Genomic DNA, 23,858 nt, shown 5'->3' on the forward strand with positions numbered 1-23,858 from the left:
CCCCTCTATCCTGCCGGACATCTCCCCCTCAAGGGGGGAGATTGGCAGCTTCGCTGGCGGCACTCTTTTTTCAACGTGGGCGATAGGCGAAACCCGAGATGGCGTCCGATCTCCCCCCTTGAGGGGGAGATGTCCGGCAGGACAGAGGGGGGCGCGACAGAACGCGGCCTCTACGAACTGGCCATTACGATTCTCCTCGCAATCCTTATGGCGTTGGGCGCTTCATCCTCCGCCTCCGCTGCAAAAATCGACGACCAATTCCGCGCCTGGCTGCAGAACGACCTGTGGCCGGAAGCGAAGGCGAAAGGCATTTCCAAAAAAACCTTCGACGCCGCTTTCGATGGCATCAAGCCCAATCTGAAGCTGCCCGACCTGGTCAAGCCGGGCGAAAAGGCGACCACGCCCCAGAAACAGCATCAGGCCGAATTCGGCTCACCCGGCGCCTATTTCGCCGAGAAGACCATCGGTGCGGTGACGGCCGGCGGTCGGGCGCGCGAAGCGACCAATGCCCGCACGCTGGCCGCCATCGAAAAGCGCTATGGCGTGCCGGGCGAAGTGCTGCTGGCGATCTGGGGCCGTGAAACCGGCTTCGGCGCAGCGAAAATGCCCTACGATGCCTTCGAGGTGCTAGGCACCAAGGCGTTCATGTCGACCAAGAAGGAATTCTTTCGCACGGAGCTTTTGGCCGCGCTGGAAATCGTCGAGCGCGGCCTGGCCCCGGTCGGCGCAATGAAGTCATCCTGGGCCGGCGCGCTCGGCCAGCCGCAATTCATGCCGACTTCGTTCCTGAAGCACGCCGTCGATTTCGACGGCGATGGCCGTGTCGACATCTGGAACTCGACGCCGGACGTGCTGGCCTCGATCGCCAACTACCTCGTCCACTATGGCTGGGCGAGGGGGCGAGGCTGGGGTTTTGAGGTGACCGTCCCGGAGACGGTCTCCTGTTCGCTGGAGGGTCCGGACCAGGGCAAGACAGTTTCGCAATGGGCTGACATGGGCATCAAGCGCATCGGCGGAAAGCCGTTTCCGGCGAGCGAGCTGAAAGCCGAAGGCTTCCTGCTGATGCCGGCCGGGCGCAGCGGGCCGGCCTTCATCGCCACCCCCAATTTCTACGTGCTGAAGGAATACAACACCAGCGACCTCTACGCGCTGTTCATCGGCCACGGCGCCGATCGCATCGCCCATGGCGACAGCAATTTTGCCGGCAGCTGGGGCGCGGTCGGCGGGCTCTATCGGTCGGACATCGCCGCCTTGCAGCGGGCGCTGGAGGCCAAGGGCTATGATGTCGGCAGCGCCGACGGGCTGCCCGGCTTCAAGACCCGCCGGTCGATCGGCAAGTGGCAGGCCAAGAATGGCCGCGCCGCCACCTGTTTTCCCAATGCCGATCTGGTCGCGGCGCTGAAGTAGCTCCGATATTAGCAGATTTTTCCCGATTGGCGGCATCTATTAGCCGGCGCGTGCATCGACTCGCCCCAGCCCATTCTGGTCCAATACGCTGTCTTGCAAATGCTCGTTGCGGGCCAGAATGCCGCCGGATATGGTGTTGACCAATTGGACAAAAACCACGACGGTAAGTGGGCAGAGGGCCATTGTCGGCCCCGAAAAGAATACTGCAATCCTGAGCCGGGAACTCAGGTCAACAAAACAGGGAACAATCACAATGATGATGGAAAAGCTTGCTCTACGCTCCCGCATCCTGCTCGCGGGTGCCGCCATGTCCGCGCTGCTTCTGGCCGGCGCGCCGGCGGGCGCGGTCACCCCCGCCGACACCCTGGTCGAAGGTTTCGCGATCGACGACATCATTTCCATGGATCCGGGCGAGGCGTTCGAGTTGTCGACCGCCGAGGTCACCGGCAACACCTATGATCTGCTTGTCCGTCTCGACCTCAGCGACACCTCAAAGGTCAAGGGCGACCTCGCCGAAAGCTGGGCCGTCTCCGATGATGGCCTGACCTATACCTTCAAGCTCAAGCCCGGACTGAAATTCGCCTCGGGCAATCCGATCACCGCGGCCGACGTCGCCTATTCCTTCGAACGCGCCGTCAAGCTGGACAAGAGCCCTGCCTTCATTATCGGCCAGTTCGGCATCAGCGGCGACAACGTCATCGAAAAGGCCAAGGCTGTCGACGACACCACCTTCCAGTTCACTGTCGACAAGGCCTATGCGCCTAGCTTCGTGCTGAACTGTCTGTCGGCAACCGTCGCTTCGGTGGTCGACGCCAAGCTGGTCAAGGAACATGTCGCGGCGGCCACACCCAGCGCCGACTACAAATGGGACAATGATTTCGGCAATGCCTGGCTGAAAACCGGCTATGCCGGCTCCGGCGTCTACAAGTTGCGCGAATGGCGCGCCAACGAAGCCGTCGTCATGGAGCGCAACGACAATTACTACGGTGAAAAGGCCAAGCTGGCCCGCATCATCTATCGCAACATGAAGGAAAGCTCGGCCCAGCGCCTGGCGCTTGAAGCCGGCGACATCGACGTTGCCCGCAATCTCGAGCCGACCGACCTCGACGCCATCGCCAAGAACGCCGATCTGACGACCACCAGCGCGCCGAAGGGCACCGTCTTTTACATCAGTCTCAACCAGAAGAACCCGAACCTGGCCAAGCCCGAGGTCCGCCAGGCCTTCAAATATCTGGTCGACTACGATGCCTTGGGTTCGACCATCCTCAAGGGCATCGGCGAGATCCACCAGACCTTCCTGCCGAAGGGCGTGCTCGGTGAACTCGACGAGAATCCGTTCAAGCTCGACGTCGCCAAGGCCAAGGAACTGTTGGCCAAGGCCGGTCTGCCCGACGGCTTCGGCGTGACCATGGATGTGCGCACCGGCCAGCCGTATACCGGCATGGCGGAATCGATCCAGCAGACGCTCGGCCAGGCCGGCATCAAGCTGGAGATCATTCCCGGCGACGGCAAGCAGACGCTGACCAAATACCGCGCCCGCAATCACGACATCTATATCGGCCAGTGGGGCCAAGACTATTTCGATCCGAACTCCAACGCCCAGACCTTTGCCTCGAACCCGGACAATTCGGATGCCGGCAAGTCCCATACGCTTGCCTGGCGCAACTCCTGGGACATTCCGGATCTGACCAAGGAGACCGAAGCGGCTCTGCTGGAGAAGGATTCGACCAAGCGCGCCGATATGTACAAGGATCTCGAAAAGAAGGTTCTCGACACCAGTCCCTTCGTCATCATTCACCAGCAGCTAGAAGTCGCCGGCCTGCGCAAGAACCTCAAGGGCTTCGCACTCGGCCCGAGCTTCGACACCAACTTCGTCGGACCGGTCTCGAAAGAGTAACGTCCGCGGACGCGCGGCATGAGCGCGATTGAAAACGAGGGCGGGCGCGGCAGCGCCCGCGCTGTCACCCTTGCATCATCGCTCGGCCGCTTCCTGGTCATCGCGATCACGACTTATCTTGGTCTTCTCGCGGTCACCTTCTTCATCGGCCGTGTCATCCCGATCGACCCGGTGCTGGCGGTGCTCGGCGACCGGGCGCCGGCCAATGTCGTCGAGCGCACGCGCCGCGAGATGGGCCTCGACCTGCCGCTGGTCGAGCAGTTCTACATCTATGTGAAAAGTGCGGTGCATGGTGATTTCGGCACCTCGGTGCTGACCACCAATCCGGTCATGACCGACATTCGCCGCGCCCTTCCGGCAACGACGGAACTGGCGACGCTGGGAACGCTGATCGGTGCGCTATTCGGCGTGCCGCTTGGCGTGCTGGCCGCGGTTAAACGAGGCAGCCTCATCGACCAGATCGTGCGTATCATCGGCCTCATCGGTTATTCCGTGCCGATCTTCTGGCTCGGGCTGCTGGCGCTGGTGCTGTTCTACGCCAAGCTGCAATGGGTCGCCTTCCCGGCCCGGCTCGACGTCGTCTACGAATACACCTTCACGCCGATCACCGGCTTCTATCTCCTGGATTCCCTGTGGCAGGGACAGTGGGATGTTTTCTATGATGCCTTCCGCCACATCATCCTGCCGGCCTCGCTGCTCGGCTATTTCTCGCTCGCCTACATCAGCCGCATGACGCGCTCGTTCATGCTCAACGAGCTCTCCCAGGAATACATCGTCGCGGCGCGTGCCAAGGGCCTGTCGGAAACCCGCATCATCTGGGGCCACGCGCTGCGCAACGCCGCGGTGCCGATGGTGACGGTGATCGCGCTCTCCTATGCCGGGCTGCTCGAAGGTTCGGTGCTGACCGAGACCGTGTTCTCGTGGCCGGGCATCGGCCTCTACATCACCAACTCGCTGCAGAACGCCGACATGAACGCCGTGCTCGGCGGCACCATTGTCATCGGCTCGGTGTTCATCGCCATCAACCTTCTCTCCGACCTTCTCTACCGCGTGCTCGATCCGAGGACGAAGTCCGCATGAGCACCGACGCCATCCAGAGCCGTCGCGACTGGCTGCTCAGCGAGCGGCCGGCGTCGCGCATGCAGGCAAGGCTCGGCCGCGCCTATGTGGCGTGGCGGCGCTTTTCCGCCAATCGGCTGGCTTTTCTCGGCCTGCTCATCATCATTGCCCTGCTGGTCGTTGCCGCCCTTGCCGGCGTGCTGGCGCCCTATTCGCCGACATTCGGCGATCTCAAGGGCTCGCGCCTGCTGGCGCCGAGCGCCGAGCACTGGTTCGGCACCGATGACCTTGGACGCGATATCCTTTCGCGCATTCTCTACGGCTCGCGATGGACGCTCTACGTGGTCATCCTGGTCGCCATCATCGCCGCACCCATTGGCCTTTTGGTCGGCACGGTCGCCGGCTATGCCGGCGGCTGGACAGATGCCATCCTGATGCGCATCACCGACATCTTCCTCGCCTTCCCCAAGCTGATCCTGGCGCTGGCCTTTGTCGCCGCCCTTGGCCCTGGCATCGAGAATGCGGTGCTCGCGATCGCCATCACCTCCTGGCCGCCCTATGCGCGCATCGCACGCGCCGAAACGCTGACCGTGCGCAATTCCGACTACATCAAGGCGGTGCAGCTGATGGGCGCCTCGTCCTTCCGCATCGTGCTGCGCCACATCATGCCGCTTTGCATCTCGTCGCTGATCGTCCGGGTGACGCTCGACATGGCCGGCATCATCCTGACCGCCGCCGGTCTCGGCTTCCTCGGCCTCGGCGCGCAGCCGCCGCTGCCCGAATGGGGCACCATGATCGCGTCGGGCCGCCGCTTCGTGCTCGACCAATGGTGGGTGGCCGGTGCGCCTGGCTTCGCCATCCTGATCGTCAGCCTCGGCTTCAACCTGCTCGGCGACGGCCTGCGCGACGCGCTCGATCCCCGGAGTGGTGACCAATGAGCACGCTTCTCGATGTCGAGGACCTGCGCGTCACCTTCCAGACACGCACCGGGCTGGTCGAGGCGGTGCGCGGCGTCACCTTCTCACTCGGCCGCGAACGGCTCGGCATTGTCGGCGAGTCCGGCTCCGGTAAATCGCAGACCGGCCGCGCCATCATGGGGCTCACGCCGCCGCAGGCCCGTATATCGGCGAACAAGCTTGCCTTCGACGGCATCGACCTGCTCAGCGTCTCGCCACGCGAACGCCGTGCGTTGCGCGGAAAACGCATCGCCATGATCCTGCAGGATCCGAAATATTCGCTCGATCCGGTGATGAGCATCGGCCGCCAGATTGTCGAGACGCTGCGCACCCACGAAAAAGTCGGCAAGGCCGAGGCGCGCGACCGCGCGCTGGCGATGCTGGAAGCGGTGCAGATCCGCGATCCGGCCCGTGTCTTCGACCTGCATCCGCACGAGGTCTCCGGCGGCATGGGTCAGCGGGCCATGATCGCCATGATGCTGATCGCCGGGCCGGAAATGATGATCGCCGACGAACCGACCTCGGCGCTCGACGTCACCGTGCAGCTCGACGTGCTCGGCATCCTCGACAGGCTGGTCGGCGAGCGCGGCATGGGGCTGATCTTTATCTCGCACGATTTGCGTCTGGTTTCGTCCTTCTGCGACCGTGTCATCGTCATGTATGCCGGCAAGGTGGTCGAACAGCTCAAGGCGTCCGAACTCGGCCGCGCCCAGCATCCCTACACGCGCGGCCTGCTCAACTGCATGCCCAAGATCGGCGCTGACCGTCATCCGCTGCCGGTGCTCGACCGCAAGCCGGAGTGGGCGGCATGACAGCAGCGATTGCCGTCGACCGGCTGGGAGTGATCTTCGACCGCTTTCACGCGCTGAAAGGCGTCAGCCTCGACGTGCAGCCGGGCGAATCCTTCGGCCTGGTCGGCGAATCCGGCTCCGGGAAATCGACGCTGCTGCGAGCCATCGCCGGCCTAGCGCCGGTTGCGTCGGGGAGCATCACCGTCAACGGCAAAAAACTTGGTACTCGCCGCGACAAGGCCTTTTACCGCGAAGTGCAGATGGTCTTCCAGGATCCGTACGGCTCGCTGCACCCGCGCCAGACCGTCGATCGCCTGCTGCAGGAACCGCTCGCCATCCATGGTTTTGCCGACGGCGAAAAGCGCATCCAGCGGGCGCTCGACGAGGTTGGCCTCGGTAACGGTTTTCGCTTCCGCTACTCGCATCAATTGTCGGGCGGCCAGCGCCAGCGCGTGGCGATCGCGCGCGCCCTGATCCTCGAACCCTCGATCCTGCTGCTCGACGAGCCGACCTCGGCGCTCGACGCCTCGGTGCAGGCGGAAGTGCTCAACCTTCTGGAAGAGGTCCGCCGGCGCCGCAAGCTGACCTTCCTGATGGTCAGCCACGACCTCGCCATCATCACCCATATGTGCGGGCGGCTGATGGTGATGCAAAGCGGCGAGGCGGTGGAGAATCTGAGCGCGGACGACCTTGTGGAGCGGCGTGTGACGAAGGATTATACGCGCAATCTGCTCAGGGCGAGCGACGGATTTGTGCGGGCGTAGCTGATCTTTCCACGTCGAGTTCCGTCGCGCCCCCCCTCTGGCCTGCCAGCCATCTCCCCCTCAAGGGGGGAGATTGGCGGTTTCAGTTGCCTCGCCAACCTTCCGCCCGTTTGTAATTGGCGAAAGCGGTTGCGCGAGTAATCTCCCCCCTTGAGGGGGAGATGTCCGGCAGGGCAGAGGGGGGCGTGAAGGAACGCGACACTACTCGCAATTTGCCCTCAGGCTGCCCCGCCTTCCGGCACCGTGTCCCCGTGCGCGCCCTCGCTCCCCAATCCCTGTTTCGGCTCCTTGATCCGGAACCACGCCACATAGAGCGCCGGCAGGAACAATAGCGTGATCGCCGTGCCGGCGATGATGCCGCCCATCATGGCGTAGGCCATCGGCCCCCAGAACACTTCGCGCGCGATCGGTATCAGCGCCAGGCTGGCGGCGGCTGCCGTCAGCGCGATCGGCCGCATGCGGTGCTCGGTCGCCTCGATCACCGCCGCCCAGCGGCCCTTGCCTTCGGTGACGAGGTCCTCGATCTGCACGATCAGGATGACCGAGTTGCGGATCAGGATGCCGATCAGCGCCAGCACGCCGAGGATGGCGACGAAGCCGAGCGGCGCGCCGCTCGGCACCAGTGCGGCCACCACGCCGATCAGGCCGAGCGGCGCGACGGCAACGACCAGGAACAGGCGCTGGAAGCTCTGCAACTGCACCATCAGGATGGTCGCCATGACGAACAGCATCAGCGGCACGACGGCGGCGATCGGTCCCTGGCTTTTAGCGCTTTCCTCGACCGAGCCTGCGGTCTCGACCGAATAGCCAGGCGGCAGTTTGGCGATGAAGGCATCGACGGTTGGCTTCAGTTCGTTGACCACGGTGGCCGGCAGCGTGTCGCCGACCAATCCGGCGCGCACGGTGATCGTTGGAATGCGGTTACGCCGCCACACCGTCGGCTGCTCCAGCTCGTAGCGGAAGTTGGCCACCGCCGCGAGCGGGATCGCCTCGCCGGTGCTGGTTGGCAGCTGCATGTTCTGCAACGTGCTGATCGAGCCGCGTTCGGCATCGCGTGAGCGCGCCACGACGTTGATCAGATAGGTGGCGTCGCGCACCTGCGTGATGGTGTCGCCGCCGACCGTGCTGTTCAGTACGCTGGCGATATCGGAGGAGGTGATGCCGAGCTGGCGCGCCTTGTCCTGCAGCACGTCGACCCTCAGCACACGCTGCGGCTCGTTCCAGTCGAAGGTTGGCGCGGCAAGCTTCGGATTGGTCGAGATGAGGCCGGCGAATTGCTGCGCCAGGCCGCGCACCGTCTGGATGTCGGGACCGCCGACGCGGTACTGCACCGGGCGGCCGACCGGCGGCCCCAATTCGAGCGGCTTGACGAAGGCATCGGTGCCGACGAACTCCTCGCGCAGCAGCTTCTCCAGTTGCGGCTTCAGCCGGTTGCGCGCCTCGATGCTCTTGGTGACGATGACGGTCTGGCCGAAGTACGGATTGGCCGGTTGCACGTCGAAGGCGAGCAGGAAGCGCACCGCGCCCTGGCCGATATAGGAGCTGAAATGGTCGATGTCGGGGTTGCCGGCCAGCGCGCGCCATTCGAAACGCTCGATCTGGTCCCGGGTCTCGGTGATCGACGAGTTCTGCGGCAGGTTCCAGTCGACGATCAGCTCCGGCCGGTCGGAAGGCGGAAAGAACTGCTGCTGGACGAGGCCAAAGCCGGCTATCGAGCCGGCAAACAACAGCACCGTGGCGATGATGGTCAGCCAGTGATACCGCACAGAGCCGATAAGCACGCGCCGGAACAGTGACGTGAAGCGGCCCGGCTGGTCGTGGTGCTTCGTCTTCATCGTCGCCGGAAGAATTGTGACGCCGAGTAGAGGTGCAAACAGCACGGCCACGATCCATGATACCAGAAGCGATACCGCGATGACGACGAACAGGGTGAAGGTGTATTCGCCGGCGGCGCTGTTGTTGAGGCCGATCGGGATAAAGCCGGCGACCGTCACCAGCGTACCGGTCAGCATTGGGAAGGCAGTCGATGTGTAGACGTAAGTCGCCGCTTTGCGCAGATTGTCGCCGACCTCAAGCCGCGCCACCATCATTTCGACCGCGATCATCGCGTCGTCGACCAGGAGGCCGAGCGCAATGATCAGCGCCCCCAGCGAAATGCGCTGCAGCGAGATGCCGAGATAGGCCATGACCGTGAAGGTGATGGCCAGCACCAGCGGGATCGACAGCGCCACAACGAAGCCGGCGCGCATGCCGAGGCTGATGAAGGACACCGCGAGCACGATGGCGACCGCCTCGAACAGCGCGCGCGTGAAGCCCGAGACGGCCTCCTCGACGATGACCGGCTGGTCCGCGACCAGATGCACCCCGACACCGACCGGCAGGTCGGCCAGCACCTTGTTCATCTCCGTGTGCAGCGCGTCGCCGAACTGCAGCAGATTGGCGTTGGGCTTCATGCCGATGGCGAGTGCGATGGCGTCCTGGCCATTGAAGCGGAACAGCGCAGTCGGCGGATCGACATAGCCGCGCGTGATCGTCGCCACGTCGCTCAGCCGGAAGAAGCGGTCGTTGACGCGCAGATTGATGGCACGCAGACTCTCTTCGGAAGTGAACTGGCCACCGACACGCACGCTGATGCGCTCCGGTCCGGACTCGATGACACCGGACGGAGTGATCGCGTTCTGCGCTTGCAGGCTGGCAATGATCGCTTGCTGGTTCAGGCCAAGGGCGGCGATCTGGCGGGTCGAGAATTCGAGATAGATCGCCTCGTCCTGCGCGCCAACGAGATCGACCTTGCCGGCATTCGGCACGGTCAGGATTTTGGTGCGGGCGTCCTCGACATAGTCGCGCAGCTGGCGCGGCGTCAGCCCGTCCGACGTGAAGGCGTAGATGTTGCCGAAGACATCGCCGAAGCGGTCGTTGAAGAACGGCCCCTGCACGCCTTGCGGAAACTGCGAACGGATGTCGTTGACCATGTTGCGCACCTGAATCCAGTTCGGCACGACATCGCGCGCCTTGGTGGTGTCCTTCAGGTTGACGAAGATGACGGTCTGGCCGGCGGTGGTGACGGATCTGGTGAAGTCGAGGCTGTCGAGCTCCTCGAGCTTCTTCTCTATGCGGTCGGTCACCTGCTGCCCGGTCTCCTTGACCGACGCGCCCGGCCAGTTTGCCTGGATGATCATCGTCTTGATGGTGAAGTTGGGGTCTTCCTCACGACCGAGATTGAGGTAGGAGAAGATGCCGGCCACCACGAAGACCATCATGAAGTACCAGACCATGGAGCGGTGGCTGAGCGCCCAGTCGGAGAGATTGAAACCCTTCATCAGACGCCGCCCTCCGGCACTTTGACCTTTTGGCCTTCGCTCAGGCTGTGGACGCCGGCGGTGACGACGCGCATACCGGCTTCCAGCCCTCCGGCGACGGTGAAGGTAGCGGCGCCCTTGGCGGCGACCTTGATATCTTTGGCGTTAACGCTCAATGTCTGCGGATCGACGATCCACACCTTGTCGACGCCGTCCTTCTCAAGCAGTGCCGACATGGGCAATTCTATCGTCGGCGCAACCTTGGTCACGCGGGTCGCCGTCACTGTCGAGCCGAGTCGGAAGGCTTGCGGCGGATCGGTGAGCGTCAGACGCACGCGCCGCGTGCGGGTCGAGCCTTCGGCCTGCGGCGCGATCTCGCGCAGCTTGGCCTCGGTCTGGAACGTCGGCAGCGATTGCAGGATGACCTGGAATGGTGTGCCGGCCGTGAGGTCACCGATCAACTGGTCGGGAATGTCGACCACCGCCTCGCGCAGGTCCGAGCGCGCCACCGTGACGACCGTCTGGCCAGGCGAGACCGTCTGCCCGACCTCGGCGCCGGTGGCGGTGACGACGCCGTCGAAATCCGAGAACAGCCGGGCGTAGCCAAGCTGCTCCTGCGATTTGGCAAGTGAGGCCTTGGCCCGTTCGACGCCGGCCTCCGCCGCTTTCCTCGCCTGCTGCGCGGCATCGAAGACCGCCTGCGTGGTGTTGGCGGCGGCAAGCAGCTGGCGCTGGCGTTCCTCGCTGGCTGCGGCGTTGGAGAATTGCGCCTCGGCATTGGAGAGTTCCGCCTTGGCGGCCTGGACGGCCAGCTGCAGTGCGGTCGGGTCGAGCGCGGCGATCGTCGTGCCCTTGCTGACGATGTCGCCGACATTGACGTCGCGCGACACAACCCGGCCAAGCAGGCGGAAGGCGAGGTCAGCACTGACCTGCGGCTCGACCGAGCCGGCAAAGCCGAAGGTCTGGGTGGTGCGTGGCTCGATGACCACCGACAGCACCGGCCGGATGATCTCGGGCGGCCTTTCCTCGGACTTCGAGCAGGACACGAGCGTGCCAAGTGCAAACAGGCCAAGCATAAGCTGCGGCAGCCTTCTCATTGGCCCGCTCCCGATATCTCGACCGTTTGCCCGGGACTGAGCAACTGCCCGCCTGCCGTAACGACGCTTTGGCCTTCGTTCAGGCCGCTGGCGATGACGACCGTGCCCGATTCGAACGCCAGCACCTCGACCGGCGCCGTCGCAACCGCCTTGGTCGAGGGGTCGACGATCCAGACAGCCGGTTTGCCGGCAGTGGAGGTCAGCGCCTGCCAGGGCAACAGGATAGCCTTCGTCGGACTGGCGCTGACCGAGCCGATGACAGCCGCTCCCAGTGGCATGCCGGCTGGCGTGTCGGGAATGGCGACCTTGACCCGGATCGAGCCCGAAGCCGGATCCACCGCTGGCGAGACTTCGCGCACGTTGCCCACGGCCTTCACCTGCGGGTCGGACAACAGCGTGATCGTCACCGCCGGCGATGGCGCCGTTTTGGCGACCAATGTTTCCTGGACATTGAACACCGCGTCGCGATCGCCGTCCTCGGCGACGGTGAAGACGGTCTGCGCCGCCTGCACCACCTGTCCGGTTTCGACCTGGCGGGCGGTGATGACGCCGGCGGCACCCGCCTTGAGCTCGGTGAAGGACAGGTCCTGCCGGGCGTTGGTGAGTACGCTCTGCGCGGCATCGACACTACCTTGCGCCACCTTCAGCGCCTGATCGGCGGCGTCATAGTCGCGCCTCGTGGTAAAACCCTGGGCAAGCAGCGTCTTCTGCCGCTCGAAGGTGGCGGCGGACTGGGCTAGCTGTGCCTGCGCGGCGTCAAGGTCGGCCTGTGCCGATCGCAAATCGGATTCCTGCTCATGCGGGTCGATGCGGGCGAGCACGGCACCTTGAGCGACATGCTGGCCGACATCGACCAGCCGCTCGGCGACGCGGCCACCCACCCGGAACGACAGATTGTTCAGCGTGCGCGCCGCGATCACGCCGGTCAACGAGGTCCTTGGCGAAAAGTCTGCGATCGCCACTGTCTCGGTGCGCACCATCACCGGCAGCCTGTGTTCGGCTGCCTCCTGCTTCTGGCAGCCGGCCAGCAGCAGGCTCGCCATCGCACAGGCAAGGATTGAGGTGTTTCGGTACGGCAAAGGGCTGGGGAGCAATGGTTGCAAGGCGGACGATTTCGCGTTCCTGCTCATGGCTTCCCCTGCCTGCGTAGGACGCTCCCACCGCGGAGCCTCGAGGGCCGTCCAAAGATAATCGATCCCGATGAAAAGGGAACCTCTCTCGTACGCGCATCGGTCGACTGGTCAAGGCGGCGCCCGGCGGCAGGCCCAATCGCCTGTTGACGGTGCCGACTTGAGGAAAACGTGAAATAAGGTCAGAAGACGTGTCAGCGACATCAAACAAGAACGGGCGCCGGCCCGATGAGGATCCCATGAAGAATTCAGCAATTTCCGAACGCAAGAACCAGTCGATCTCGCGCGGCGTCGGCATGACCACGCAAATCTACGCGGACCGGGCTGAAAACTCGGAGATCTGGGATGTCGAGGGCCGCCGCTACATCGACTTCTCGTCGGGCATCGCCGTCGTCAACACCGGTCATCGCCATCCCAAGGTGATCGAAGCGGTCAAGGCGCAGCTCGACCGCTTCACCCACACCTGTCACCAGGTGGTGCCCTATGAGAGCTATGTGCGCTTGGCCGAACGGCTGAACGGCATGCTGCCCGGCAAGTTCGAGAAGAAGACGATCTTCGTCACCACCGGCGCCGAGGCGGTCGAGAACGCCATCAAGATCGCCCGCAACGCCACCGGCCGCCAGGCGGTCATCGCCTTCGCCGGCGGCTTCCACGGCCGCACCTTCATGGGCATGGCGCTGACCGGCAAGGTCGTGCCCTACAAGGTCGGCTTCGGCGCCATGCCGGGCGACGTCTACCATGCGCCATTCCCGGTGCCGCTGCATGGTGTGTCGATCGCCGATTCGCTGGCCGCACTCGACCGGTTGTTCAAGGCCGATGTCGATCCGGCCCGCGTCGCCGCCATCATCATCGAGCCGGTGCAGGGCGAGGGTGGCTTCTACGACGCGCCGCGTGAGTTCCTGACCGCGCTGCGCAAGCTCTGCGACCAGCACGGCATGCTTTTGATTGCCGACGAAGTGCAGACCGGCTTTGCCCGCACCGGCAAGATGTTTGCCATGGATCACCATGAGGTGGCGCCCGACATCACCACCATGGCGAAAAGCCTGGCCGGCGGCTTCCCGCTGGCCGCGGTCACCGGCCGTGCCGAGATCATGGATGCGCCCGGCCCCGGCGGGCTCGGCGGCACCTATGGCGGCAGCCCGATCGGTGTCGCCGCAGCGCACGCCGTGCTCGACGTGATCGACGAGGAGAAGCTTTGCGACCGCGCCAACACGCTGGGTGCACGGTTGAAGCAGCGGCTGCAGTCGATCCGCGACGACGTGCCCGAGATCGTCGATATCAGAGGCCTCGGTTTCATGAACGCCGTCGAGTTCAACGACGTCAAGAAAGGCCTGCCGTCGGCCGAGATCGCCAATGCGATCAGGCTGAAGGCGCTCGACAAGGGGCTGATCCTGCTGACGTGCGGCGTCTATGGCAATGTCATCCGCTTCCTGGCGCCGATCACCATCCAGGACGGCGTCATGAACGAGGCGCTCGACATTCTGGAAAGCTCGATCCGCGAAGTCTGCGCTGCCTGATCGACGAGGCGCCGGCCCGGAGGCCCGGAATTAACCAGCCGCTCTGGCTGGTTCACCCTCAAGGAAAGCGGCCAGCGCCGCCTTCAGGCCTTCGGGGCCAGCCGCAATCGTCTGCGGCGTCGGCGAGAAGCCGGCGCCGAGCATTTTGCGGCCGAGCATGTGGTCGCCGGGCCGGTTGACCGATTCGATGCCGAGCAGCCGGTCTCCGGCGTAGTGGTAGATCGAGAACTTGTTGTCGGGCAGGTCGCCCAGCACGACATGGCTGTCGCCGCCGGCGGTCAGGCCGACCATCTGCAGCTTCATGTCGCCGATGTCGGACCAGAACCACGGCACCGCCGAATAGGCGTCCGCATGGCCGGTAATGGTGCGTGCGGCGAGCCGCGCCTGGTCGGTGGCGTTCTGCACCGATTCCAGCCGCACGTCGCCGCCTGTGAACCAGTGCCGGTAAGAGGCGGCATCGCCAATGGCGAGGATTTCTGGCGCCGAGCTGCGCATCTGGTGATCGACGTGGATGCCGTTGGCGACAGCGAGGCCGGCTTCCTGCGCCAGCTCGACATTCGGCACGGCGCCGATGCCGACGATGACCATGCGTGCTGGCAGCCTTTCACCGGTTGAGGTGATCGCGGCCGAGACATGGCCGTTTTCGCCTTCGAGCCTTGCAATCGAGGTGCCGGTGAGGATGTTCACACCGATCGCTTCCAGCCTTTGACGGACATGGCTCGCCACGACCGGCGCCACGGCACGGGCGAGCAGCCGGTCGACCGCTTCGACCACCGTCACCGTGCGGCCGGCGGCCCGCAACGTGGCGGCGATCTCCAATCCGATGAAGCCGCCGCCGAGGATAACGACATCGTCGCTCTGCGCGCTGAGCTCGCGGATCAGCCGCGCATCGGCCAGCGAGCGCAGCGACACCACGCCGGAAAGATCCGAACCGGCCAGCGGCAGAATGCGCGGGCGTGAGCCGGTCGCCAGGATCAGGCGATCGAAGGCAAGCGCGCCGCCGCCGGCGATGTCCAGGCTGCGACGGCCGGCATCGATGTGGTCGATCCTGATGCCCGGCCGGTAGTCGATGGCGCTACCGGTGTAAAAAGCCTCGCCGCGTAAGGGTTGCGGTTTGGCCCCGGCATCCTTGATGAAGGTCTTCGACAGCGGCGGCTTGTGGTACGGCAATTCGTTCTCGTCACCGACGAGGATCACCGGTCCGTCATAGCCCTCCTCGCGCAGACTCGCGGCCGCTTGCACGCCCGCATGACCCGCGCCGACAATGACCACACCGTTCTTCATCGCATTCCAATCCCGGTTCAATTCTAGGATGTCCCGCCAAGTGGCAATTGTCTGGCACCGCCGCAAGGGAGCTTTTGCGGGTCGCACCCGGAATGGCGGCTGTCAATCGCACCGTTCAACGGCAAGACCTTGGTGTAGGCAAGGGCATAAAGTTGACTTTCGTAGTTTAGAATAATTCTAAACTATTGTTTCAATTGGTTTTTCCCGTCGATTTTAATTGACTTCCACCAACGTCGAAGCTTTATGGAGGCTCGCGCATTGGCGCATCCCTTTGATGTCTGGGCCTTGAACCCTTTCGATTGGAGGCATTTCGGTGTCTTTCTTCCACAGACCACGTCTTGTCGTGGCCTTTTTTTTGCCGGATGGCGTTGCCCTGCCTGACTTGTGCAGGCCGCCCCTTGCCGCGCCCATATTTCAGTGAATTCCTGAGGAGATGACAGTCATGAGAGCGATGATAACGGCACGGTATGGCGGCAGGTTCGCCGCGATCGGCGCCACGGCCCTGCTGACGGCGGCGGTGTTCGTGCTGCCGGCCAAGGCCGAAACCGATGCGAAGGCGGTCATCAAGACCTATGCCGACATCGGGCTCGCCAAATACCAGGATTCGCTGACCACCGCGCAGGCGCTCGACAAGGCAGTCGACGCCCTGCTTGCCAATCCATCGGCGGAAACCCTCTACGCCGCCCGCGACGCCTGGAAAGCGGCGCGCGTCCCCTACCAGCAGACCGAAGTCTACCGTTTCGGCAACAAGATCGTCGACGACTGGGAAGGCGAGGTGAATTCCTGGCCGCTGGACGAAGGGCTGATCGACTATGTCGCCAAGAGCTATGGCACCGAATCGGATGCGAATTCGCTCTATACGGCCAATGTGATCGCCAACAAGGAGATCGATATCAACGGCAAGAAGGTCGATGCCTCGAACCTGACGCCGGAATTCCTCTCCGGCACGCTGCAGCAAGCCGGCGGCATCGAGGCCAATGTCGCCACCGGCTATCACGCCATCGAGTTCATGCTCTGGGGCCAGGACCTGCACGGCACCGGTCCGGGCGCCGGCGAACGCCCCTATACCGACTACGATCTCAAGAACTGCACCGGCGGTAATTGCGACCGCCGCGCCCAGTATCTGAAGTCGGCGAGCGACCTTCTGGTCTCCGACCTGCAGAAGATGGTCAACGACTGGAAGGAAGGCGGCGCCGCACGCAAGAGCCTCGTCGACGGCGAGCCGAACACCGCCATCTCGATCATCTTCACCGGCATGGGCTCGCTGTCCTATGGTGAACTGGCCGGCGAACGCATGAAGCTCGGCCTTTTGCTGCACGATCCGGAAGAAGAGCAGGACTGCTTTTCCGACAACACCTACAACTCCCATCTCTACGACGCCATCGGCATTCGCGCCGCCTACCATGCCAGCTATACCAGGCTCGACGGCACCGTCGTCTCGGGACCTTCGGTGGCCGATATGGTGAAGGCGGCCGATCCGGCGATCGACAAGGAACTGTCGGGCAAGCTCGATTTCACCGTTGCCAAGATGGAGGCGATCAAGGCGCGGGCACTGGCCGGCGAGGCCTATGACCAGCAGATCGCCGAGGGCAACACGGAAGGCAACGCCACCGTGCAGGCGGCGATCGACGCGCTGATCGACCAGACCAAGTCGATCGAACGCGCCGTCGGCACCCTGAAGCTCAATGCCATCGCCTTCGAGGGTTCCGACAGTCTCGACGCGCCGGACAAGGTGTTCAAGTAAGCGTCGACAGGCCCCGGTAAGAAATCAAGCCACACGGCGCGGGAGGCGCCGTCAGCCATCCGAGCCGCCAAATGCTGATCTGCCATTGCAACATCATCACCGAGAGGGAAATCGAGCAGACGATCATCGGGCTGCTGGATCAGGATCCCTGGCAACTGATCGTGCCGGCGAAGGTTTATCACACCATGCAAAAGCGCGGTCGCTGTTGCGGCTGCTTCCCAAATGTGGTCGAAACGATCATTCGGGTCACCGAAAATTACCACGCCCGCTCGGAGGCGAGTGGGGTGGACATCGTTTCACACCTGGACCGCGTCAGAGGCCTGCGCGTCCAATATGGGAGCAGAATCCATGAAAGGCGAACCGCAGATCATCGAGCGGCTTAACGGGGCTCTGTTTCTGGAGCTCGGCGCCCTCAACCAGTATTGGGTGCATTTCCGCCTGCTGGAGGACTGGGGATACGCCAAACTGGCGAAGAAGGAGCGGGCGGAATCGATCGAGGAGATGCACCATGCCGACCGGCTCGTGGCCCGCATCATCTTCCTTGAAGGCCATCCGAACCTGCAATCCGTGGCGCCGTTGCGCATCGGGCAGAACGTCAAGGAAGTGCTCGAATCCGACCTTGCCGGCGAATATGACGCGCGTACCGCCTACAAGCGCTCGCGTGAGATCTGCGAGGAAGCGGGCGATTACGTGTCGATGAAGCTGTTTGAGGAATTGCTGTCCGATGAGGAGGGTCACATCGACTTCCTCGAGACGCAGCTCGACCTGCTTGCTTCGATCGGCGAGGAAAAATACGGCCAGCTCAACGCCGCATCGGCGGACGAGGCGGACTAAGGACATGCGGGAATGCGGCGCCTGCTAGAATTCGTGCGCCGCTTGCGGCGGGCCAATGGCTCGCCGCCTCGATACAAAACGCCACGCGGATCGGCGCGCGGGCGCTGCGTCGTCCTCGTGGTAACGCTCACCTCTTCAGCGATTGCCGGCGACCTTCAGACCGCCGGCCTCGCCACCACGCGCAACGACCTCAATCCGAAGGATCAGGCGCGCGTCACAGCCATCACCAGGCCGACGTCGGATTTTTCCAAGCCCGAGCAGTTCGAACGGATGCAAGGTGGCGCCGGCACGTCCAGGAAGGACGTCAGCCGCGATTCCTTCTCGCAACCCTCGGCCAACATCACCTTCGAGGAAGAGGGTAACTTCAAGCTCGGCAACGCCCTGTTCCGCAAGAACTGGGTGTCGTCGCCATCCTCGACGCAGGCTTCGGACGGGCTCGGTCCGCTGTTCAATGAACGCGCCTGCCAGAACTGCCATCTGAAGGATGGCCGCGGCCGCCCGCCGCAAGGCGACGTCGGCACCACGTCGATGTTCCTGCGGCTGGCCCGCGAGGCAAGCAGCGCAGAAGATAAGGCAGCGCTTGCCGACCACAGGCTGCTCAATTTTCCCGACCCGGTCTACGGCACGCAATTACAGGAGCTGGCCGTGCCTGGCCTGCGCGGCGAAGGCAGGATGCATGTCGACTATCAGGAACGGCAGGTGACGCTGGCGGACGGCACCGTGATTTCGCTGCGCAAACCCAGCTATTCGGTCATCGATCCCGGCTATGGGTCGCTTGATCCGCGCACCACGTTGTCGCCGCGCCTGACGCCGCCGATGATCGGCCTTGGCCTGATCGAGGAGATCGCACCGGCGGATATCCTTGCCAATGCCGACCCGGACGACCGGAATGGTGACGGCATTTCCGGCAGGCCCAACATAGTGCGCGACGGCCAGAGCGGAGAGCTGACGCTTGGCCGTTTCGGCTGGAAGGCGCAGACCGCATCGATCCGCCAGCAGGCGGCGGATGCCTTTGCCGGCGACATCGGCATCTCGACGCCGGAAGAGCCGAAACATTGGGGCGACTGCACCGCCGCACAGGAAAAATGCCTGGCCACGCCGAATGGCGTGCAGCGGCGCCTCGGCCCGGTCGAGGCGCCGGCGCCGGTGATGGATCTCGTCACCTTCTATTCGCAGAACCTGGCGGTGCCGGCACGCCGCGACCTCGACACACCCCAAGTGCTCGCCGGCAAGAAGATCTTCTACGAGACAGGCTGCATTGCCTGTCACACGCCGAAATTCGTCACCCGTCGCGGCACGCCCAACAAGGCGCAGGCCTTCCAGTTGATCTGGGCTTATTCCGACTTCCTGCTGCACGACATGGGGCCGGATCTGGCCGACGGCCAGACCGTGGGCGAGGCGACGGGCAATGAGTGGCGCACCCCGCCACTATGGGGCATTGGTCTCACCGAAACGGTGAACGGCAATTCCTTCTTCCTGCATGACGGGCGCGCGCGCAGCCTGACCGAGGCGATCCTGTGGCATGGCGGCGAGGCGCAGAAGACGCGCGACCGCTTTGCCGCCGTCAGCGCGGCCGACCGTGATGCACTGCTCAAATTCCTGGAGTCACTGTGATGCTCAAGCGCTCTGCACTGGTTCTCGTTCTGCCGCTGGCTCTGCTGGGCGTGGTCCCGGCGTCGGCGGCTGTGAAAGCCTCCGAAATCATCCAGCGGGCGGTCGACGGCTTTGTCCGCCCGGCCTATGCCAGCCTGCATGACCATGCCAGCCATTTGACCAAGGCGATGCACACGCTCTGCACCGCGCCCTCGCAAGAAGACCTCGATGCGGCGCGGGCTCAGTTTTCGGCGACGGTCGATGCCTGGTCGTCAGCCGAGATCATCGGGTTCGGGCCGATCAAGGAGAACAATCGGCTGGAACGCATGCTGTTTTGGCCGGACCGCAAGAGCATCGGCCTGAAGCAGGTGCAGGCGGCGCTGTCCGACAAGGACCCGACAGCAACCGATCCGGCACAGCTGGCCGGCAAGAGCGTCGCCATGCAGGGGCTGGGCGCGCTGGAATTCGTCCTTTACGGCGATGGCGCCGAGGCGTTGACGGGCAAGGCCGATCCCTATCGCTGTGCCTATGGCGCCGCGGTTGCCGGCAACATCGAGACCATGGCCGGCGAGGTAAGCGCCGCCTGGAACAAGCCGGACGGCTTTGCCGCCCTTTGGGCCAATCCGGGGTCGCAGAACGCGCTTTATCGCGACGGCAACGAAGCGGTGACCGAACTGGTCGGCGTCTTCATCAATGAACTGGAAATGGTGCGCGACGTGCGCCTGAAGGGCTTTTTCGGCGGCAAGCCGGAAGCCGACAAGCCCAGGCAAGCAATCTACTGGCGATCGCAAGACACCACCAATTCGCTGGCCGCCAATCTGTCGGGAATAGACGATTTGTTCCAGGCCTCGAAGCTTGGCGACGCGCTGCCGCCCGATGCGCGCTGGATGGCGGAATCGATCCATATCCAGCTGGTCAACGGTGTGGCCACCGCCAGGGCGGTCGGCGGTCCGATCGACAAGGCGCTTGCCGATCCGGCGCTGCGCGAAAAGCTCGATCACTTCGCGCTGATCACCTCCAGCCTGTCGACCCTGATAGGCACCAGGCTGACCGCCGAATTCGGCCTGACCGCTGGCTTCTCGTCGCTCGACGGAGACTGAGTATGATCCCGAAAAATCGCAGACTTTCTGGACGAGATCATGCTCCAGGGGAGATCATGTTTTGAGAACGCCGCTGATCGACCGCCGTGATTTTCTCAGGGCCGCAGGTGCTGGTTTCGCCGCGGCAATGGCGCCGCCAGCCTGGACACAGACGCTGGCGGCGGACGCCGTCTTCGCCACCGCCTTCGTCAAGCGCGACGGCAGCCATGGCGCCGCTGTCCTGTCCGAGGCCGGCAAGGTCCTGCATGCGATCGACCTGCCCGATCGCGGCCACGACGTCACCTTCGACCCGGTGTCGAAGCGTTCGGTGGTCTTCGCTCGCCAGCCCGGCACCTTTGCCGTGGTCTTCGATCATTCGGGCCATGACGCGCCGCTGACCATCGCCAGCATCACCGGCCGGCATTTCTTCGGCCATGGCGTGTTCTCGGCCGACGGCGCTTTGCTCTATGCCACCGAGAACGATTTCGATAATGCCGCCGGTGTGGTCGGTATCTACGATGCGCGGGCGAAATTCAGCCGCGTCAGTGAATTCCCGACCTACGGCATGGGCCCGCACGAGCTTCTGCTCCTGGGTGACGGCAAGACGATTGCGGTTGCCAATGGCGGCATCGAGACCCATCCGGACTATGGCCGCGCCGAGCTCAACATCGCGACCATGAAGCCGTCCTATGTGCTGATCGACCGCGTCACCGGCCACCTGATCGAGAAGCACGAATTGCCGGCGGCACTGCACCAGCTGTCGATCCGCCACATGGACACCGATCGATCCGGCACCGTCTGGTTCGGCTGCCAGTACCGGGGGCCGGGCACCGATCGGCCGCTGCTGGTCGGCCGCGCCGCGCGTGGCAAGGAGTTGCAACTGCTCGACATGCCGCAAGACGTCCTGTCCGGTTTCCGCAACTATATCGGTTCGGTCGCCGCCAATCCGGTTGCCGGCACCGTCGCCGTCTCTTCGCCGGAAGGCAATTCGCTTGTGGTGATCGACGCGGCGAGCGGCCGGGTCGTCTCGAACAGCGCGCTGGTCGAGGTCTGCGGCGTGGCGCCCGACGGGACCAGCTTCATGGCGACCACAGGCGCCGGCGAAATCATCGAGGGCGGCGGTGCGACACGCTCCGAACCGGACTATGTCTGGGACAACCATATGCTGCGCATCGACCAGGCCGCATAGATACTTTTCCGGCCAAGCCGAAGCGAAGCCGCTTAACAAATTATGCACTATCCCCTTGCGGTGGCGGGCCATGGCGGGCACAGGGAATGGTTTCTCGAACCGGTCGTTTCATGAAATTGCTTGCCATCGACTGTGCCGCCAACCTCTGCGCCGCTTGCGTCTATGACACCAAGGCGAAGCAGGAGCTTGGCCGCTCGGTGCTTGATCTTGGCAAGGGCCATGCCGAGCACCTGATGGCGGTCGTCGCCGAAGCGCTCAAGGCGGCCGCGACCAACTATGCCGGTCTCGACGCCATCGCCGTCTCTGTCGGTCCCGGCTCCTTTACCGGCCTGCGCGTCGGCGTCTCGACCGCGCGCGGCCTCGCGCTGGCGCTGAAGGTTCCGGCGATCGGGGTGACGACGCTGGAGGCGCTGGCCGCCGAGGCAGCCGGGACATTTCCTGGCCGCGCCGTGCTGGCGGCGCTCGACGCCGGTCGTGAGGAACTCCATGCCGCCCTTTTCAGTGAAATGTCAGTTTTGACTTACGGTCCGGCTGTGACCACACTGGCGAGTGCCGTGGCCATGGCGACGGAAAGCGCTTCGGTGCTCGCAGGCACCGCGGCTTCGCAAATCGCAGCCTCAGCAGGGCGCGCCTTCGATATCGGCCCCGAGACGGCCACCGCCGACATTCTCACATACGCTCGCCTGGCGGCCGGGAAGGGCGAGGGCGAAAGGCCGAAACCGCTTTATTTGCGTGGTGCGGACGCCAAGCCGCAGGCTGGGTTCATACTATCAAGGCAACAAAACTAATGCGCATACCTTTTCTCCAACCACGCCGCCGGGACTATGCGCTCGAGCCGCTGAGGATCACCGACAGCCCGGCGGTCTCGCTGCTGCATCGCGAGGATTTTGTCCGCCCCTGGACCGACGGCGAATTCGCCGCCTTGCTCGAACAGGACACCGTCTTCGGCTATGCCGCGCGCGAAACCGGGCAGGGCGCTAAGCCGCCGATCGGCTTCGTGCTGGCCAGGCTGGCTGCCGGCGAGGGCGAGATCCTGACCGTCGCGGTGGCGCGCTCGCACCGCCGGCAGGGGCTGGGCTGGCAGTTGATGGACGCGGTGCTGCGCGAACTGCACGCTCAGCGCGCCGAAGCGCTGTTCCTCGAGGTCGATGAGACCAATGTCGCGGCGATCGCCCTCTACCGGCGGCTGGGCTTCCGCGAGGTCGGCAAACGCCCCAATTACTACAGGTCGTCCGAGCACGGACCTTCCGGGGCGCTTGTCATGCGCCGCGATCTTCGCTAGCCAGAAGCGCCAAATCCAAGGGTTATAGTGTCCCCAGCGCTTCCAAAAAGGACGCGCGGCGCTGTAACGGCAGGGCCGGGACTGTATGATCGGAAAAATCAGGATCTTCCTGGCGCTGGGCCTCGTCGCCGCCGGTTCGGTGGTCCTGGTGCCGTTGCAGATCCTGTCGATGAGGACCGGCTGGTGGCCGGAGACCTTCATCCTCAAGATCTGGCACAGGCTGATCGTCCGGGCGCTGGGCATGCGCATCCATGTCAAGGGCGCGCTGTCCGACAAACGTCCACTGCTGGTCGCGTCCAACCACATCTCCTGGACCGACATCATGGTGCTCGGCTCCATGGTCGATGTGAAGTTCATCGCCAGAGCCGATATGGAAGGCTGGCCGCTGATCGGCATGCTGTCGAAGCTGCAGCGCACCGTTTTCATCGAGCGCGAGCGCAAGCGTTCGTCCGGCGACCAGGCCAGCGAGATCGCCAGCCGCATGGCCAAGGGCGACGCCATGGTGCTGTTCGCCGAGGGATCGACCGGCGACGGCAACATCGTCCTGCCCTTCAAGAGCACGTTGTTCGGCGCCGCATCGATGGCGATTTCAGAAGGCGCGGCCGAACAGGTCTTCATCCAGCCGGTGGCGATCGCCTACACGCGCCTGCACGGCGTGCCGCTCGGCCGCCGGCACCGGCCACTTGCCGCTTGGATCGGCGATGAGGATCTGATGCCGCATCTCAAGGTGTTGCTGAAGGAGGGGGCAGTCGACGTCGAGGTGCATTTCGGCGAACCGATCGCCTTTTCCAAGGGCTCCAACCGCAAGGAAACGTCGAAGTTGATGGAAAGCCAGGTGCGCTTGATGATGCAGGCGGCACTCGCCGATCCGCGCCCGAGCCGATAGAGTATCCGTGTTGGTCAAGGAAGGGATTGGGTCCAAATTCGACCGTCCCT

General features: G+C 64.1%; 20 protein-coding genes. 16 read left to right on the top strand and 4 right to left on the bottom strand.

All coding sequences use genetic code 11. The features are described from left to right. Positions 1 to 129: 129 nt before the first annotated feature. From AC07FD_RS19965 to AC07FD_RS19990, 6 genes are all read left to right on the top strand, one after another. Positions 130 to 1,407, top strand: a complete 1,278-nt coding sequence (locus tag AC07FD_RS19965) for a lytic murein transglycosylase (RefSeq protein WP_478351246.1) — start codon at positions 130 to 132, stop codon at positions 1,405 to 1,407. Positions 1,408 to 1,660: 253 nt separating this feature from the next. Further along, a complete protein-coding gene (locus tag AC07FD_RS19970) occupies positions 1,661 to 3,304 on the top strand; it encodes an ABC transporter substrate-binding protein (protein WP_478351247.1) in 1,644 nt (547 codons plus the stop codon). Positions 3,305 to 3,322: 18 nt separating this feature from the next. Beyond that, positions 3,323 to 4,384, top strand: coding sequence for an ABC transporter permease (locus tag AC07FD_RS19975; protein WP_478351248.1), 1,062 nt, complete (start codon positions 3,323 to 3,325; stop codon positions 4,382 to 4,384). Further along, positions 4,381 to 5,301 carry a nickel transporter permease gene (gene nikC, locus AC07FD_RS19980; RefSeq protein ID WP_478351249.1) on the top strand — a complete coding sequence of 307 codons (921 nt, stop codon included), beginning with the start codon at positions 4,381 to 4,383 and terminating at the stop codon, positions 5,299 to 5,301. Before AC07FD_RS19975 ends, nikC begins: the two co-directional genes overlap by 4 nt. Then, entirely contained in the window at positions 5,298 to 6,131 is an 834-nt protein-coding gene (locus AC07FD_RS19985) for an ABC transporter ATP-binding protein (protein ID WP_478351250.1), read from the top strand. The genes nikC and AC07FD_RS19985 overlap by 4 nt, the downstream gene beginning before the upstream one ends. Then, a complete protein-coding gene (locus tag AC07FD_RS19990) occupies positions 6,128 to 6,874 on the top strand; it encodes an ABC transporter ATP-binding protein (RefSeq protein WP_478351251.1) in 747 nt (248 codons plus the stop codon). Before AC07FD_RS19985 ends, AC07FD_RS19990 begins: the two co-directional genes overlap by 4 nt. Positions 6,875 to 7,092: 218 nt before the next feature. Here AC07FD_RS19990 and AC07FD_RS19995 read toward each other — a convergent pair whose 3' ends face one another. Genes AC07FD_RS19995 through AC07FD_RS20005 form a run of 3 tightly spaced genes read right to left on the bottom strand, consistent with a single transcriptional unit; the run spans position 7,093 to position 12,400 of the window. Then, on the bottom strand, positions 7,093 to 10,194 hold the full coding sequence (locus AC07FD_RS19995) for an efflux RND transporter permease subunit (RefSeq protein WP_478351252.1): 3,102 nt from the start codon (positions 10,192 to 10,194) through the stop codon (positions 7,093 to 7,095). After that, entirely contained in the window at positions 10,194 to 11,270 is a 1,077-nt protein-coding gene (locus tag AC07FD_RS20000) for an efflux RND transporter periplasmic adaptor subunit (RefSeq protein ID WP_478351253.1), read from the bottom strand. Before AC07FD_RS20000 ends, AC07FD_RS19995 begins: the two co-directional genes overlap by 1 nt. After that, positions 11,267 to 12,400: an efflux RND transporter periplasmic adaptor subunit gene (locus AC07FD_RS20005; protein ID WP_478351254.1), complete on the bottom strand. Its 1,134-nt coding sequence runs from the start codon at positions 12,398 to 12,400 to the stop codon at positions 11,267 to 11,269. Before AC07FD_RS20005 ends, AC07FD_RS20000 begins: the two co-directional genes overlap by 4 nt. A gap of 239 nt (positions 12,401 to 12,639) precedes the next feature. Here AC07FD_RS20005 and AC07FD_RS20010 point away from each other — a divergent pair, with 239 nt between their 5' ends. Beyond that, complete coding sequence (locus AC07FD_RS20010; protein ID WP_478351255.1) at positions 12,640 to 13,917, top strand: 4-aminobutyrate--2-oxoglutarate transaminase; 1,278 nt, start codon at positions 12,640 to 12,642, stop codon at positions 13,915 to 13,917. 30 nt (positions 13,918 to 13,947) lie between these two features. Here AC07FD_RS20010 and AC07FD_RS20015 read toward each other — a convergent pair whose 3' ends face one another. Next, a complete protein-coding gene (locus AC07FD_RS20015) occupies positions 13,948 to 15,201 on the bottom strand; it encodes an NAD(P)/FAD-dependent oxidoreductase (RefSeq protein WP_478351256.1) in 1,254 nt (417 codons plus the stop codon). Between the two features lie 451 nt (positions 15,202 to 15,652). On the opposite strand from AC07FD_RS20015, the gene AC07FD_RS20020 reads away from it, so the two are divergent. The 9 genes from AC07FD_RS20020 (at position 15,653) to olsA (ending at position 23,808) form a co-directional block, all read left to right on the top strand. Next, on the top strand, positions 15,653 to 16,945 hold the full coding sequence (locus AC07FD_RS20020) for an imelysin family protein (protein WP_478351266.1): 1,293 nt from the start codon (positions 15,653 to 15,655) through the stop codon (positions 16,943 to 16,945). Positions 16,946 to 17,016: 71 nt separating this feature from the next. Continuing rightward, positions 17,017 to 17,328, top strand: a complete 312-nt coding sequence (locus AC07FD_RS20025; protein ID WP_457152880.1) for a (2Fe-2S)-binding protein — start codon at positions 17,017 to 17,019, stop codon at positions 17,326 to 17,328. After that, entirely contained in the window at positions 17,294 to 17,779 is a 486-nt protein-coding gene (gene bfr, locus AC07FD_RS20030; RefSeq protein WP_478351257.1) for a bacterioferritin, read from the top strand. Before AC07FD_RS20025 ends, bfr begins: the two co-directional genes overlap by 35 nt. A gap of 12 nt (positions 17,780 to 17,791) precedes the next feature. Next, positions 17,792 to 19,393, top strand: coding sequence for a di-heme oxidoreductase family protein (locus AC07FD_RS20035; protein ID WP_478351258.1), 1,602 nt, complete (start codon positions 17,792 to 17,794; stop codon positions 19,391 to 19,393). Further along, positions 19,393 to 20,472, top strand: coding sequence for an imelysin family protein (locus tag AC07FD_RS20040; protein WP_478351259.1), 1,080 nt, complete (start codon positions 19,393 to 19,395; stop codon positions 20,470 to 20,472). The genes AC07FD_RS20035 and AC07FD_RS20040 overlap by 1 nt, the downstream gene beginning before the upstream one ends. Positions 20,473 to 20,533: 61 nt before the next feature. Further along, positions 20,534 to 21,640: a DUF1513 domain-containing protein gene (locus tag AC07FD_RS20045; RefSeq protein WP_478351260.1), complete on the top strand. Its 1,107-nt coding sequence runs from the start codon at positions 20,534 to 20,536 to the stop codon at positions 21,638 to 21,640. A 110-nt stretch (positions 21,641 to 21,750) separates the two neighbouring features. Continuing rightward, entirely contained in the window at positions 21,751 to 22,428 is a 678-nt protein-coding gene (gene tsaB / locus AC07FD_RS20050) for a tRNA (adenosine(37)-N6)-threonylcarbamoyltransferase complex dimerization subunit type 1 TsaB (RefSeq protein WP_478351261.1), read from the top strand. Beyond that, entirely contained in the window at positions 22,428 to 22,922 is a 495-nt protein-coding gene (rimI, locus tag AC07FD_RS20055; protein WP_478351262.1) for a ribosomal protein S18-alanine N-acetyltransferase, read from the top strand. Before tsaB ends, rimI begins: the two co-directional genes overlap by 1 nt. A gap of 85 nt (positions 22,923 to 23,007) precedes the next feature. After that, positions 23,008 to 23,808 carry a lyso-ornithine lipid O-acyltransferase gene (gene olsA / locus AC07FD_RS20060; protein WP_478351263.1) on the top strand — a complete coding sequence of 267 codons (801 nt, stop codon included), beginning with the start codon at positions 23,008 to 23,010 and terminating at the stop codon, positions 23,806 to 23,808. Positions 23,809 to 23,858: the final 50 nt, after the last annotated feature.

The sequence above is a fragment of the Mesorhizobium waitakense genome, from assembly GCF_056431085.1.

Coding starts and splice junctions, on each gene's coding strand:
- olsA (WP_478351263.1), top strand. CDS start 23,008: ATGATCGGAAAAATCAGGATCTTCCTGGCGCTGGGCCTCGTCGCCGCC.
- AC07FD_RS19990 (WP_478351251.1), top strand. CDS start 6,128: ATGACAGCAGCGATTGCCGTCGACCGGCTGGGAGTGATCTTCGACCGC.
- AC07FD_RS19965 (WP_478351246.1), top strand. CDS start 130: ATGTCCGGCAGGACAGAGGGGGGCGCGACAGAACGCGGCCTCTACGAA.
- nikC (WP_478351249.1), top strand. CDS start 4,381: ATGAGCACCGACGCCATCCAGAGCCGTCGCGACTGGCTGCTCAGCGAG.
- AC07FD_RS20025 (WP_457152880.1), top strand. CDS start 17,017: ATGCTGATCTGCCATTGCAACATCATCACCGAGAGGGAAATCGAGCAG.
- rimI (WP_478351262.1), top strand. CDS start 22,428: ATGCGCATACCTTTTCTCCAACCACGCCGCCGGGACTATGCGCTCGAG.
- AC07FD_RS20000 (WP_478351253.1), bottom strand. CDS start 11,270: ATGAGAAGGCTGCCGCAGCTTATGCTTGGCCTGTTTGCACTTGGCACG.
- tsaB (WP_478351261.1), top strand. CDS start 21,751: ATGAAATTGCTTGCCATCGACTGTGCCGCCAACCTCTGCGCCGCTTGC.
- AC07FD_RS19985 (WP_478351250.1), top strand. CDS start 5,298: ATGAGCACGCTTCTCGATGTCGAGGACCTGCGCGTCACCTTCCAGACA.
- AC07FD_RS19975 (WP_478351248.1), top strand. CDS start 3,323: ATGAGCGCGATTGAAAACGAGGGCGGGCGCGGCAGCGCCCGCGCTGTC.
- AC07FD_RS20040 (WP_478351259.1), top strand. CDS start 19,393: ATGCTCAAGCGCTCTGCACTGGTTCTCGTTCTGCCGCTGGCTCTGCTG.
- AC07FD_RS20005 (WP_478351254.1), bottom strand. CDS start 12,400: ATGAGCAGGAACGCGAAATCGTCCGCCTTGCAACCATTGCTCCCCAGC.
- AC07FD_RS20035 (WP_478351258.1), top strand. CDS start 17,792: ATGCGGCGCCTGCTAGAATTCGTGCGCCGCTTGCGGCGGGCCAATGGC.
- AC07FD_RS19995 (WP_478351252.1), bottom strand. CDS start 10,194: ATGAAGGGTTTCAATCTCTCCGACTGGGCGCTCAGCCACCGCTCCATG.
- AC07FD_RS20015 (WP_478351256.1), bottom strand. CDS start 15,201: ATGAAGAACGGTGTGGTCATTGTCGGCGCGGGTCATGCGGGCGTGCAA.
- bfr (WP_478351257.1), top strand. CDS start 17,294: ATGAAAGGCGAACCGCAGATCATCGAGCGGCTTAACGGGGCTCTGTTT.
- AC07FD_RS19970 (WP_478351247.1), top strand. CDS start 1,661: ATGATGATGGAAAAGCTTGCTCTACGCTCCCGCATCCTGCTCGCGGGT.
- AC07FD_RS20020 (WP_478351266.1), top strand. CDS start 15,653: ATGATAACGGCACGGTATGGCGGCAGGTTCGCCGCGATCGGCGCCACG.
- AC07FD_RS20010 (WP_478351255.1), top strand. CDS start 12,640: ATGAAGAATTCAGCAATTTCCGAACGCAAGAACCAGTCGATCTCGCGC.